Raw genomic sequence first — 13,004 nt, 5'->3', positions numbered from 1 at the left:
AAGCTTCGTTGCCTGCCGGCTGGCCGCATCACCGCACGGATTCGAAGAATGCGCGGATGTCGTCGACGAAGAGCCTCGGTTGTTCCAGAGCGGCGAAGTGCCCGCCGCGCGGCATGGTCGTCCAATGGGTGATGTTGTAGATCGGTTCGCACCAACTTCGCGGTGCGGGCAGGACCTCCTTGGGGAAGGCAGCAATACCAGTGGGCAATTCCACACGAGTTGTCGCGTCCAGGGTCTTGAAGCTCTCCCAGTACAACCGGGCCGAGGAGGAGCCACTATTGGTAGCCCAGTACATCATGACGTTGTCGAGGAGCTCATCGCGGCTGAGCACGTTCTCGGGATGGCCGTCGCAGTCCATCCACGCTGCGAATTTCTCGACGATCCAGGCCATCTGGCCGACCGGCGAATCGGCCAGTCCGTAGCCGACGGTCTGAGGCCGGGTGGACTGCTGCTCGGAATAGCCTGTCTCCCAACGCTGATAAGTCGTCAGGGCGGCCAGGGCCAGCTGTTCTTCCTCGGTCGGATCGGTGATGCCGCCCGCTGGAGGGTAAGCGATCGGCATATTCAGATGGATGGCGGCGCAGTGGCCGCGGTTGCGGCCCATTTGTGTGGTGATCGCTGCGCCCCAGTCGCCGCCCTGGGCGCCGTAGCGCTGGTAGCCAAGGCGCAGCATGAGCGTCTCCCAGGCCTGCGCGATCTTCCCGACACCCCAGCCGGCGTTGGTGGGCTTGCCGGAGAAACCGTAGCCCGGAAGCGCCGGGCACACCACGTGGAAGGCGTCCTCGGCCCGTCCCCCGTGGGCAGTCGGGTTGGTCAGCGGCTCGATCACGTTGTGAAACTCCACGATCGAGCCGGGCCAGCCGTGGGTGATCACCAGCGGAAAAGCCTCTTGGTGCGGAGATCGCTGGTGGATGAAATGGATGTCCACGCCGTGGATTTCGACGACGAACTGATCGAATCGGTTGAGGGCGGCTTCACGGGACCGCCAGTCGTATCCGTCGGCCCAATAGGCGGCCAGTTCGCGGGTGTACCCGAGCGGGATGCCCTGGGTCCAGTCCGGTACACATTCGGCTTCCGGCCAACGGGTCCGCGAAAGACGCGTTCGTAGATCGTCGAGAACGTCATCGGCGACGTGGATGCTAAATGGTCTCACTGCGCGCACGGCACTCAAGGTCACTCCTCACACGTTGTTATCGGCGGACTCGGGGGCCACCAGCCGACCTTGAAGTTCGGATGGTGCTCATTTCGGCTCGAAACCCGATATCAACCAGTGGGATCCGACCTTGTCGAGGCTGACCTGGACTACGGAGTCGGTCTCTGTCGGCGCGTCTTTGCCCACAGTGGTGGTTTGGTCGACGAACACCATGACGATGGCACGGTTCTTGCTTACGGAGACGGAGGCGGCGGCTGACACCCTGGCGGTGGCTGAGATTCGTTGCTGCTGCGCCCCAGGAATCACGACATCCTCAGTCAACGATGTGTATGAACCGCGAAATGGTCCCGTCAGTCGATCGCGCGCGGCCTTGAGTTTCTCGGCTGCCGTTTCGGGTGTGTAGGACAGCATCGCGACCGTCGCTTCGGTGGCGACCTGAACGGTTTCAACGCGGGCGCGATCCTCGTCACCGGCGGTCCCTTCTTGATACTTGAAGTAGGCCGCGCCCAGCGCGGACAACAACGCGATAGAGGGCAAGAGCCAGAATCCGAGCATCCGCACGAAAGTGCCGCGACGATTGTCTGTCGAGGCCACATCGTCGCGGTCCAGGCATTCTGGCGCTACGGCGGCCTCGCATCCCGACGCGCTCTTCGATGTTTTCTCGGGTGATGGTGGTTGGGCGTCGGCTCCGGCGGAGTGGGCGGCGTCGCCGTCATCGGGCTCGACTTTCGCTGGTGAATTCCTCATACCACGAACTCCACGTCGGCGACCTTCGCATCGTTGCCGACTTTCTGCACCGTGACGCGCATTCGCCATGCTCGGGGTTCCTGTTCGGGCCCATCGCCGACCGTGGTCTTCACGCTGACTGCGACCAGCACCTGGGCCGTGTCACGGGAATGCGATTCCAAGCCGGCCTCGGTAATGGTGCCCACCGATTTCGACTTTACTTTGTTGACCACGTCGATGAACGGCTGTGACCGCTGGGAGAACTCGTCGTAGAACGTGCCGGTAGCCGAGTCGAGAATGCGCTTGACATCGACGTCGGCGTGCTGCCAGTCGATCGTGGTTAGATTCAGTGCGCCTTGCCGTCCGACCTGCACGAATAGCTGACGTTGTTCGGATGCCTGATGCGCTTGGTGGGTCTGGAAGCCAAGCCAACTGGTCAGTGCTCCCATCGTCACGGCTGCTACCGATCCCATCACAAGCGCCAGTCGCTGCGGCGGCATTCGGTTGCGCCAGGCGCGAGAGGTGTCCCGCTGGTGTTTGCCGTCGACGACTTCGGTGTCCTCGCTGTCGGCGCCCGCACCGCCAGCGCCCTTGTCGGTGCCGACATCGAGGGTGTCATCAGGGGCAGGCGAGCACGGTGTGGGATCGTCGCCGGGGGGGTCGTCGGCGGTGTGCATGCTCACGGTTTACCGTCCTTTGGCGGAAGCAGCATGTCCTGCCAGGTGTGCTGCCCGACAGCATTCTGGCCCAAATCCGCTTGCCTGTACTGTTTGCCATCAGGTCCGATGTAGCTGCCGGTGCTCGGGTCGTACTCGGCGACCGCAATCGGGGCGGTCACCGGCACAGGGGGGGGCGGGTCTGGCGGCGGCTGCGGAACCGGCTGACCGGACAGCGTCGCGTTCGGATCACCTTTCCAGTTGGTGCCCTCATTGAGCGGTACGTAGTTCTCGTCGCTCTCGCACATCTTCACCGTCGGCGCGCGCTTCCCCGGCCGAGTCACACACGGCAGGTTGCGGGCCCCGCGGACGTTCGTGAGGCCGGACTCCTGCGGGATCCGACAGTACAAGTCACCTGGCGGCTTCGGTGGATAATCCACTTCAGACGGTGCGCGTTGTTGTTGGGCAGGTAGGTATCCCGTTCTGCACGGCGGCGGCACATTGAGGTTCAGGTTGAACGACAGGAACAGGCCTTTGTAGTCCTGTTTGGTGTTCCGGTTGGCCAGCGCGGCACCCTGGAGGCCGGCGATCTCGATCGGATACAGGGCGAGGATCTGCTCGAGGTTGGGTTGATAGGTCAGCGCCACCTGCCCGAGGCTGACGAGATTGGCCAGCAGGATGGGCAGGGTGGGCTGTACCCGTTCGAAGAGCTGACGTACCTGGTCTGCGGCGGGGGGTCCGTTGACCAGTAAGCCCTGCACCGATTCATCCTGCAGCTGCAGCTGATTGGTGACTTGAGCGAGGTTGCTCGCCCAGGTCTGGATGGAATCGGAGGTTTCGGTTTGGGCGTCGAGGATGGGTTTGGCGTCGTCGATGAGGGTGGTCAGGGCGGGTAGGTTGTTGCGCGTGTCGATGGCCAGCGTGGTGGCGCCCCGCGTCAGCCGGGCCAGGTCGGGACCCAGGCCGCCGAAAGCGATGTAGGACTCGTCGATGACCGTCGTGAGGTTGTCGCGGGGGATCGCCTGAACACCGGTGTTGACCGCGCGTAGCAAGGCGTTGATGTCGGGGGGCACCGAGGTGCGGTCGGCCGGGATGACGTCGCCGTTCTTCAGCGGCGCACCGTCACCGCTTCGCGGCACGAGGTCGACGAACAACTCGCCGACCGCGGTGTGGCTGCCCACGTGGGCATCGAGGTCTGCTGGGATCTTGGTGTCCGATTGCAGCGACAGCATGGCGTCGACCCCGGCGTCGCTGAGGCGGACGTCTGAGACCCGGCCCACCGTTGTGCCCCGGTAGGTGACGTTGGCGTCGCGGTACAGGCTTGCTGCGTCCTGAAGCTTCATGGTGACTTGGTAGCGGCCGACACCGAAGAGCAGGCTTGGCAGCCGAAGATAGGCGAAGGCCATGCTTCCACCGGCCACCACGGTCACCATGGCGAAGATGGCCAGTTGCAGCCGGACTCGTTTGCTCAGGTACATTACGGTCCTTGATCCAGCCGGTAGGGGACGATCAACGGGTTTCGCGCGGTGTAGGGGCTGGGCAGTTGTCCGATCGTGCGGCCCCACTGCAATTCCAGTTCGGTGAGGTGCCCTTCGAACCGGGTACCGGTGAACAGCCCCGCGTCGATACGACTCAAAGTCAGGTCCACGATCGTGGTGATGTTGGCGTAGTCACCGCGCCACCACTTGGTCAGGTTGTCTTTCACGAACGGAATCGTGGTGAACAGGTTCAGGGACCGGGTCAGCGCCGGGCCGGCGTTAGCCAGTGATTCCAGTACCGGTCCCATGTCGTTCAGGATCTGGATCAACGACTCTTGGGACTGGTTGACCGTGTCGGCGGCCAGCGCGCTGAATTTGCCGAGCTGGTCGACCGCCTCCACCAGCTGATCGCGTTCGGCGTTGATAACCGCCAGCGCGTCGGGGATTGTTTCCAGGGCCTTGTCGATGATCGGCTTTTGCGCCGCGAACTGGGCGACCAGATTGTTGAGGCTGTCTGTGGCCGCGATGATGTCGCCGATTTGACCGTTGACGTTCGCGGTGAAGGTGTCCAATTGTGTAAGCAGGCTGCGGAAGTCGGCTTCGCGGCCTCCCAGCGCAGACGTGAGGGCGGTGGTGATGTCCTGTACTTGCCCCACTCCGCCACCGTTGAGCAGGAGGGATACCGACGCCAGGGTCTGTTCGGTAGACGGGTAAGCCCCAGCTGAGGTCAACGGGATCAGTGAACCGGCCCGGAGTTTTCCCGCGGGACGAACATCGGTGGGGGGTGCCAACTCGATGTGCAGTGAGCCCAGCAGGCTGGTTTGACCCAACGACACGGTCGAGTTGGCGGGAAGGTCGACGTCGCCGTTGAGTGCGAGTGTGAGCAGCGCATGCCAGCCTCGACGCTCGATCTTCGTGACGGTGCCCACATTGACGTCGCCCACGCGGACACGTGAGTTCGGCTGAAGGGTTTCGACATCGGGCATTTCGGCCTGAATCGTGTAGGAGCCCTGCCCTTGGCCTTGCGTCCCGGGCAGCCGAAAGGAGTTCAACCCGCGAAAGCCGCATCCCGACAGCCCGGCGACGGTCAGCGCGATCATGATCACCGCGGCGGCGCGAGCGAAGCGCTTCCCCGTCATGAACCGCCCCCGTGCGGAATCATCATGCCGGGCAACCCGGCGGCCGGATCGGTCTGCCGATTCGACGGGTCCGGAATCGGCACCGGAGCTTCGGCGGGCAGCGTCGGCCCGGTAAGCGGTGGCGGCGCGTCCGGGTCGGCGCCGGTCGCGGCCGGCAGCGTCGGCTGCGGCGGAACGTAGTCCGGGCGCATCCAATCCTCGCTGTAGGTGACTTCATTCGGTCGAACAGTCGCACCGACGAAGGGGTTGACCCCGATCGGCGGGAAGTTGTATTGGCGGTTCTTGATGATCGGCGCCAAGTACTGCACACATAATTTCGCCGACTGCTCGTTGTTCAGTCGCGAGGCGGCCTGCACTGCGCCGCACAAAAAGGTGATCGGATCGGAGAAGTTGGCGACATTAAGAGCTCCGGTGAGCGTGCCCTGGGCGGACTGGTAGAGGTTGGCGGCGTTAGACAGCGTCGTCGGCGCGATGTGCAGCAGCTGTTCGATGTCGTCGGTGCTGTCTGTCAGCGCCTGTGAAACCGACGTCAACTTGTCCGAGGTGGCGCCGATCGTGTCGCGGTTTGCGGCGACGAACGCGGTCACCTCGCCCACCACGTCATTGAGGTTTTTCACCGCGTCCCCGACTTCGGTGGGCTCGTTGGCCAAAAGCCCGGTGACCGACGCAAGGTTCTGATTCAGCTGACGTATCAGGACGGTGCTGTCCTGCAGCGCCGAGACCAGTGTCGACAGGTTTCTGACGCTGGTGAAGATGTCCGGGCTGTGATCGGCGAGCGCGGACACCGATTGGGACAGCCTGATGATGGCGTCGCGGATCGCCGGACCCTGACCGCGCAAGTTGTCGGCGGCGGTGTTCACCAGGGAGCCCAGCGTGCTCACTTCGCCCGGCTCGGTGGGCTGCAGCAAAGCGGTCAGCCGTTCGAGCTGTTGGCGGAATTCGTCGAACTCCACCGGAACAGCGGTGCGCGCCCGGGGGATGGTCGCGTTGTTCTGCAGCGTCGGGCCACCAGTGTAGCCCGGGGTTAATTGGATGGCGCGGGACGTGACCAGTGTCGGGGATAAGATCACGGCTTTGGCGTCGGCGGGCACCGGGTATTTCGCGTCGAACCAGAAGGTGATTCTGACCTGTGTGGGTTGCGGTTCGATGGCCTCGATCCTGCCGACGCGGACGCCCTTGATGCGGACGTCGTCGCCGACGAACACACCGTTGCTGTTGTCGAAGTAGGCGACGACGTGAACACGATCGAGCTCGTGTGCCGCGCGTGTCACCGCAATCGCGCCGCCCACGACGAGGCTGACCAAAATGATTGCCAATCCGAGTTTGGTCCGAGAGTTCGTCATCGTCTGCCTTGGGGGATCGAGGAATCTGTTGGTCCCGGCGCGACTTCGTCGGGCGCCGGCACGACGACCGGGCTTGGGGTCGGCGGCTGCGGGGCCTGCTGATCGGGTGGTGGCGGTGCCGGCGGACCTGGTGGGGGACCACCTGGCGGAGGGGCCGGTACCGATTCGCGATACGGGTAGCGGGGATCACCCGGGTTTCCGGTGATCGCGTCGGGCAGAGTCAGTTTGGGGTCGCCCCCTTGGCCGGTCCTCGGATACGGAATCGGCAGCGCCGGGGTGCCGGGCTGGCCCACCTGAGGGTCGGTGCGCTCAGAAGGTAAGAGCACGTTGGGATCCAGACCGAGATCGGAGAACGCCGCATCGACGAACGGTTGGATGAACTGTCCGGGCACGAGGTTGGCGAGGTAGGCGTTGAAGAAGGGGCCGGCTGCGATAGTCTCGCCGAACTGCATCGCGTAGGCGGCCAGACCCTTGATGGATTCTTGGATCTGAGCTTTCCGGTTGTCGAGGATCGCGAGAACCCCGTTTAGTTTCTCGAGGGCGGGTTTGAGTGTTGTCTTGTTCTCGGCGATGAAGCCCGCGAGTTGGCGACTTACCGCGGAGATGCTGGTCGAGATCTCGTCGAGCGCTGCGCTTTGGGTGCGCAGCTGCGCCAACACCGCGTTGGTGTCGGAGATCAGCCGCACGATGTCGTTGCTGCGTTCGCCCAGGACGGTCGTCGCCTTGGCGGCATGGGCCAGTAAGTCGCGCAGCTGGGCGTCGCGCTGGTTGAGGGTTTCCGAGAAGCGGGCGATCCCGGCGACGGCGAACCGCAGATCGTCGGGGGTGTCTTGGAGGGTCTGGGACAGCACTGCCAGCGAGGCGGACAGCTGGCCGGTGTCGAGTCCGCTGATGGTGGTCGTGAGGTCTCCGATAGCGTCCGGCAGCTGATAAGGCGAGGTGGTCCGCTCGACGGGGATTGTGCCCGCAAGCGTCCCGGCGCCGCGGGTCGTGAGGTCGAGGACCTTATTGCCCAGCACACTGGTCGTCTTGATCGACGCCTCGGTACGGTCGCCCAGCCGGATGCCGTCGGCTACCGTGAACGTGACCAGTACCCACTGCCCGTCGAGGGTGATGCTCTGCACTTGGCCGGCGGGAGCCCCCGACACCCGCACCGGGGCGCCGGTGGTCAGTCCGCCGGCCTCGTCGAAATACGCCGAATAGCTCTTGCCGGAGGAAACGAACGGCAGCTTGTTGTAGTTGAGCGCACCAGCGACGATAGCCGCGGTGAGAAGGACACCGATGGCGCCGATGACAATGACGTTGCGCTCGCTGAAGGTCTTCATTGGGGCGTGCACCTACCGCTGGATTGTTCGACCAGTTTGATGTACACCGGCTGCCCACCCTTCCCATTGACTTTCAGCAGCAGATCGCACAGGTAGAAGGTGAAGTAGTTGCCGTAGAGACCTTGCCGGAGCATTACCCGATATGTGTCGGGCAGGGTGTTCAGGAGGTTGTCGAAATAGTCGCGATCGGCGAGCACAGCGGTCGCGGTGCGATCGGTTTCATGGACCGTTTTCTGCAGCGGTGGTCGTGCTTGGGCGAGAAGGTCGGCGATCGAGCGGGCGGCCTCGTTGGCGTAGGCCACTCCGTTGCTAATGTCCTGTTTACGGGCTTGAAGTCCGTGCACGAGCTGCGACAGTGAGTCGATGGCCTTGCCGAACTGGTCGCTGTGCCCGGCCAGCGATCCCAACACCACGTTCAAGTTGACGATGGTTTGCCCGATGAGCTCGTCCCGGTCGGCCAGGGTGTTCGTTAGCGCTGCGGTCTGAGCCAGTATGGAACCGATCGTGGCGCCTTGCCCCTGAAAGGCTGCGATGAGCTGGCTGGTGAGGGTGTTGACTTGGGTGGGGTCTAGCGCGTTCAGCAGAGGCCGGAAGCCCCCGATCACGGCGTCGAGATCCAGTGCCGGCGCGGTGCGGTCCAACGGGATTGCGTCGCCGGGCCGCAGTTTCGTGGTTCCGCCCGCGCCTTCCTCGATCGCCAGGTAACGGTCGCCGATCAGGTTGTCGTATTTGATGACAGCGCGGCTGCCGTCGGTGAGTACCACCGAGTCGTCGGCCCCGAACTCGACCGCCACGGTGGAATCATCCCGGACAGTGAGGGTTCTGACCTTGCCGACCTCGACACCGGCGATGCGGACAAAGTCGCCGCTCGTCAGTCCGCTGACATTCGCGAACACAGCGGTGTAGCGCTGTTCGCGCTCGAAGCGCAGCTGCGCGAAGACGGCGATGAGGGCGAAGGCACCCAGAGCGCACACGACCACGAAGATTCCGAGGCGCCACAAGACGGCCGACATCTTATTGGTCACGGCGATGCTCCCCTCCGACGTTTACAGGTATTTTCGACGATCTGCGCGGCCGGCGGTCACGGTGTGGGTCCTGCGGAGGGCGGTGGCGGGACCGGGACACCGGGATAGAGGGGCGTTCCGTCGGGGCCGTACTGGGGAGCGCCGTAGGGCGGTGCACCGGGGTAGGGCATCGGTCCGGGTGCTGGGCCGCCCGGGTAACGGATGCTCGGCGGTTCGGGGACCGCCCGAGTCACCGGGAAATAGTTGGCGTACCCGGGGAAGCCGATGCCGGGATTGGGTCGCCAATCTAGTCCGGTGCCGAACCCGGTATTGGCGATCAGCTGGCGCACCGGGAAGTTCTGGGCGACGTCGGGCAGCGAGCCGCAGCTGGGCTTACCACCTTCCCCGCCCTTGGCGGCGTTGATGGGCCGATGGTCCGGATAACGGTATGGATCGTCTCCCAGCAGCAGCGCAGCGTCCATGATGAGAGACTTGCCGTTTCCGCCGAGCATGTCGGCATAGCCGGTGTCGAGTGTGGTCTTGGCGCCAACAAACAAGCAGGTGAGCATGGGGTTGTACTTCATCAGCAAGTTCGTTGTGGGTTCCAGCAGGTTGACCGCTTTCACCAGGTTGTCTTTGCTGGCGCCTAGCAGGTCGATTCCGCTGCGGGATAGCCCCACCACGTTGAGCAGCAGCGTGTCGAGTTGCTGTGCATGCGTGGTGACCGTCGCGCTGGTGGTGGTCGCCGCGGCTACGGTGTCGATGATGTCCTTGGCTGCCGCACTGTAGGTGTCGCTGACACCTTTGAGCGCGCGGAAGTCCTCGCGCACAGTGTCGGTGCGTGGATTCAGCTCAAGTAGAACTTGATTGCTCGCGGTGATCGCTGCACCGATCCTGTCGCCTTGTCCTCGCACCCCTTCGGCGAGCGCGCTAAGTACGGCGTTGAGCTTGAGCGGGTCGATCGTCTTGATCAGCTGCACCACATTTTGGAACACGGTGTTGACCTCGGTGGCGGTGTTCTGTGATGTCAATACTGCTCCCGCTGACAGCCGCTGCGGGCTGGGGTCGGGTGGGTAGACAAGGTCGACGTACTTCGCCCCGAACAAGGATATGGATTGGATGCGTGCCTCGACGTTGGCCGGGATGTGTCGGATCTGGTCGGGGTCGATGGCCAGCTGGATGCGCGGGGCATCCCCGCCGGTGACCGCGCTGACGCGGCCGATCTGCACCCCGCGCATCTTGACCCGCGAGTTGGGCTCCAGCATCAGACCCGAGCGGTCCGCTGTCAGGGTCACCGGCACGGTCGGGGTGAACGTCCTGTTGAACATGGCCAGACTCAGCACCACCGCCGCCACGATGCCCGTGACCAGCAACATCGCCCACCACCCGGGGGAGATCCGCCGAGCACCCGTACCGTCAGCCATGCGCCTCACCCCGCGTAGTTGAAGGTGCCGGTCTGGCCGTAGAGAGCCAGAGTGACCAAGAGAATCACCATCTGCGAGGCGATCAGCGACGTCCGGGTCGCGCGCCCGACCGCCTCACCCACACCGGCGGGACCGCCAGTGGCGTTGAGTCCGTAGTACGTGTGGATCAGCATGATCACCAGCGCTGCGGCGACCGTGACGGCGAAGGAGAAGAACACGGCTTGCGGATTGAGAAAGGTGTCGAAGTAATGGTCGAACACTCCGGACCCCTGCCCATAGAACGCGGTGGTGATGACCCGCACCGAGAAGAACGACATCAACAAGGCCACGCAGTACAGCGGGACGACCACGATCACGCCGGCGAGCAGACGAGTTGAGGCTAGGTAGGCGATCGGCCGGATGCCCATCACCGCTAGCGCGTCGATTTCCTCGTTGATTTTCATCGCACCGAGCTGCGCGGTGGTACCAGCACCGATCGTGGCGGCGAACGCGAAGGCGGAGCTGGCCGGGGTGGCCAACCGAACGTTGACGTACGCCGACGTGAAGCCGGCCAGCGCTTCCACGCCGACTTGCGACATCTGGTTGTAGGCCTGACTCGCCAGAGCGGCGCTGGTCGACAAGTTCAGGAAGGCGACGACAGCGACTGTGCCACCCACCACCGCCAAGGATCCTGCGCCGAGACCAATCGCGGCGATCTGGCGTAGCACCTCGGCACGGTAGGTCGTGGCCGCCTGCACGGTCGAGCTGATCGATTGACCGTAGAAGCGGGCCTGATCGCCGAGATCTCTCCAATTGGCCCTCCACTGGCTCAAAGAGCGGGCGGTCCTGGGAAACCGCTGCCGGAAGACAACGCCGGCGCTCATTTCGTGACCTCGAACCCGACCGCAGTGACGATGGCATTGACGACGAAGAGCAACAAGAACGCAATGACAACGGTTTCGCTGACCGCGTTACCCACTCCGGCCGCACCTTTTTGCACTCGCAAGCCTTGGTAGCAGGCGATCAGACCCGCCACGAAACCGAACAGCGTGGCCTTGACCAGAGACACGAGGACATCGCCGAGACCGGTGATCAGCGTCATGCTGGCGACGAATGACCCGGGCGTTACATGCTGGAAGTACACCGAAAACAAGAAAGCGCCTAGGAGCCCAGTAACGGTCACGACAGATGACAGGAGCACCGCGACCAACGTCGTGGCCAGCACTCTAGGGACGACAAGGGAATGGATCGGGTCAAGGCCGAGGACCCGCATTGCATCGACTTCCTCGCGGATCGTGCGCGACCCGAGATCGGCGCACATCGCCGAAGCGCCGGCCCCTGCGACGACGAGGACAGTCACGAAGGGGCCGATCTGGTTGACCGCGCCCAATGCTGCGCCGGTTCCTGAGAAGTCTGCGGCGCCGAATTCGCCGAGCAACGTGTTGAAGGTGAATGACGTGAGGACAACGAGGGGAATCGACAACGTCAGCGCTGGGACCATGGAAACCCGCGCCACGAACCATGTCTGGAGGAGGAACTCGCGCCATTGGAAGGGTGGTTTGAACATCGCGACGAACATGTCCAGCGTCATCGCGTAGAGCCCGCCAATGATGCTGAGTGGTTTCAGAGCTTTGACGTCAGCCGCTGTCGGGAGGTTCTCAACCTTGCTACGGAGCGAAAGGCCCTTCACTCAGAAGCCCCCATAAGGTTGCTGAGGTGCGCGTCTGGGACCGGAATCTCCCTCACCGCGGCTAGGCCTGCCCCAACAGCACGGCCGAAATGCGTCGATGACAGCAGGCATGGTGAGGCCGGACCGCCCCCGATCGCCTGAAGCCGGCAACACGGTCACGTCGCAGCTTCCTGTTGCGGCTCAACAAAGGTTTCAACCCTCACGCCGTGTGCTGGCCGCAGCGTGATGTCGAAACGAAGTCCGATGTCGTCGCGGGTGGCAATCAGGGCTTGCCGCCGCTCGGCGGGCAGGCGGCGGAGCAGGGGGTCCTTGGCGAGATGGCACCCTGGAAGGTAGGCGCGGGTTATCAGCCGATCGAGAAGCCCTCGAGTATGCACCGACACCGCAATGAACGGCGCTGCCCCGTGCTCGGGTGCTCGAGGCGGCACCATTCTCATGCTGTAACGACCCTGTTGGTCGGTGATGACGCTCTTTGGGCGGGTGTAGTTCCGGCCGTCGCACCGCGGCCGTCCGATCTTCGTCGCCGCGTTGTCGTCGTCCCCCGCGGCGTGCCAGGTCTCGATCAGGACGTTAGGAACTGGTCGACCATCTTCATCCGTAATCACCCCGTGAAACTGAATGGCCCCGGACGCGCCCGCCGCCCGGTCGCACTGCCACCGTGGAGAAGCTGCCATGTTCAGTCTCCCCAGACGAGTCCGTCGACCTGACCTAGGAGGCGGAGTCCGGCGCCGAGCACCGCCATGTTCGCCATCGCCACCTTGACCGGGCCCACGAATTTGATCTTGCGCGTCGCGATGGCGTTCGCTACGCCGAGCTCGCCGTCCGCGACCCGGTGCCAGACGCTCGCGGTTGCAGTCAGAACGAAGTCAGCCTTTCGCCCTTCGATCTGCACCCCGCCGTAGACGGCCTCACCATCGGTGATCTCCAACTGTGAGACCTGGTCGTTGGCGTCCTGTACTCGCCATTCGATCAGCATGCTCAATTCTTTGGCACCCTGCCGGATCTCGGCCGAGTCGTTCCACAGGTCGCGGTACGCGCGTGCCCACTCGGGCGACATCAACGCAACGGCAGTCATTATCTAATCCAC

13 protein-coding genes are annotated in these 13,004 nt (G+C 63.8%); all 13 read right to left on the bottom strand.

Features of this window, described 5'->3' with window-relative positions; genetic code table 11:
* Positions 1–28: 28 nt before the first annotated feature.
* The 13 genes from BLW81_RS08485 to BLW81_RS08425 all read right to left on the bottom strand — a co-directional run bounded on the left by BLW81_RS08485 (position 29) and on the right by BLW81_RS08425 (position 12,992).
* Entirely contained in the window at positions 29–1,153 is a 1,125-nt protein-coding gene (locus BLW81_RS08485) for an epoxide hydrolase family protein (RefSeq protein WP_173839706.1), read from the bottom strand.
* An 87-nt stretch (positions 1,154–1,240) separates the two neighbouring features.
* Positions 1,241–1,900: a hypothetical protein gene (locus tag BLW81_RS08480; protein ID WP_083406791.1), complete on the bottom strand. Its 660-nt coding sequence runs from the start codon at positions 1,898–1,900 to the stop codon at positions 1,241–1,243.
* Positions 1,897–2,562 (bottom strand): Rv1363c family protein, encoded by a 666-nt coding sequence (locus tag BLW81_RS08475; protein WP_083406790.1) that lies wholly within the window; start codon positions 2,560–2,562, stop codon positions 1,897–1,899. Before BLW81_RS08475 ends, BLW81_RS08480 begins: the two co-directional genes overlap by 4 nt.
* Positions 2,559–4,013, bottom strand: a complete 1,455-nt coding sequence (locus BLW81_RS08470) for an MCE family protein (RefSeq protein WP_083406789.1) — start codon at positions 4,011–4,013, stop codon at positions 2,559–2,561. The genes BLW81_RS08475 and BLW81_RS08470 overlap by 4 nt, the downstream gene beginning before the upstream one ends.
* Entirely contained in the window at positions 4,013–5,152 is a 1,140-nt protein-coding gene (locus BLW81_RS08465; protein ID WP_011559064.1) for an MCE family protein, read from the bottom strand. Before BLW81_RS08465 ends, BLW81_RS08470 begins: the two co-directional genes overlap by 1 nt.
* Positions 5,149–6,495, bottom strand: a complete 1,347-nt coding sequence (locus BLW81_RS08460) for an MCE family protein (RefSeq protein WP_083406788.1) — start codon at positions 6,493–6,495, stop codon at positions 5,149–5,151. The genes BLW81_RS08465 and BLW81_RS08460 overlap by 4 nt, the downstream gene beginning before the upstream one ends.
* Complete coding sequence (locus tag BLW81_RS08455) at positions 6,492–7,820, bottom strand: MCE family protein (protein WP_011559062.1); 1,329 nt, start codon at positions 7,818–7,820, stop codon at positions 6,492–6,494. The genes BLW81_RS08460 and BLW81_RS08455 overlap by 4 nt, the downstream gene beginning before the upstream one ends.
* Complete coding sequence (locus tag BLW81_RS08450; protein WP_083043738.1) at positions 7,817–8,845, bottom strand: MCE family protein; 1,029 nt, start codon at positions 8,843–8,845, stop codon at positions 7,817–7,819. The genes BLW81_RS08455 and BLW81_RS08450 overlap by 4 nt, the downstream gene beginning before the upstream one ends.
* Before the next feature lie 56 nt (positions 8,846–8,901).
* The gene (locus BLW81_RS08445; protein ID WP_083406787.1) at positions 8,902–10,248 is read right to left on the bottom strand and encodes an MCE family protein; all 1,347 of its coding nucleotides are present in this window, start codon (positions 10,246–10,248) and stop codon (positions 8,902–8,904) included.
* 5 nt (positions 10,249–10,253) lie between these two features.
* Positions 10,254–11,111 (bottom strand): ABC transporter permease, encoded by an 858-nt coding sequence (locus BLW81_RS08440; RefSeq protein ID WP_083406786.1) that lies wholly within the window; start codon positions 11,109–11,111, stop codon positions 10,254–10,256.
* A complete protein-coding gene (locus BLW81_RS08435; protein ID WP_083406785.1) occupies positions 11,108–11,917 on the bottom strand; it encodes an MlaE family ABC transporter permease in 810 nt (269 codons plus the stop codon). Before BLW81_RS08435 ends, BLW81_RS08440 begins: the two co-directional genes overlap by 4 nt.
* A 155-nt stretch (positions 11,918–12,072) precedes the next feature.
* Complete coding sequence (locus tag BLW81_RS08430; protein ID WP_011891586.1) at positions 12,073–12,591, bottom strand: dioxygenase family protein; 519 nt, start codon at positions 12,589–12,591, stop codon at positions 12,073–12,075.
* 2 nt (positions 12,592–12,593) lie between these two features.
* Positions 12,594–12,992, bottom strand: coding sequence for an SCP2 sterol-binding domain-containing protein (locus BLW81_RS08425; protein WP_011559054.1), 399 nt, complete (start codon positions 12,990–12,992; stop codon positions 12,594–12,596).
* Positions 12,993–13,004 lie beyond the last annotated feature (12 nt).

The organism is Mycolicibacterium rutilum (assembly GCF_900108565.1).
In the GTDB taxonomy this organism is placed as follows: Bacteria; Actinomycetota; Actinomycetes; order Mycobacteriales; family Mycobacteriaceae; genus Mycobacterium; species Mycobacterium rutilum.
The sequence above is the reverse complement of the archived record's forward strand: the minus strand, read 5'-3'. Positions and strand labels throughout refer to the sequence as shown.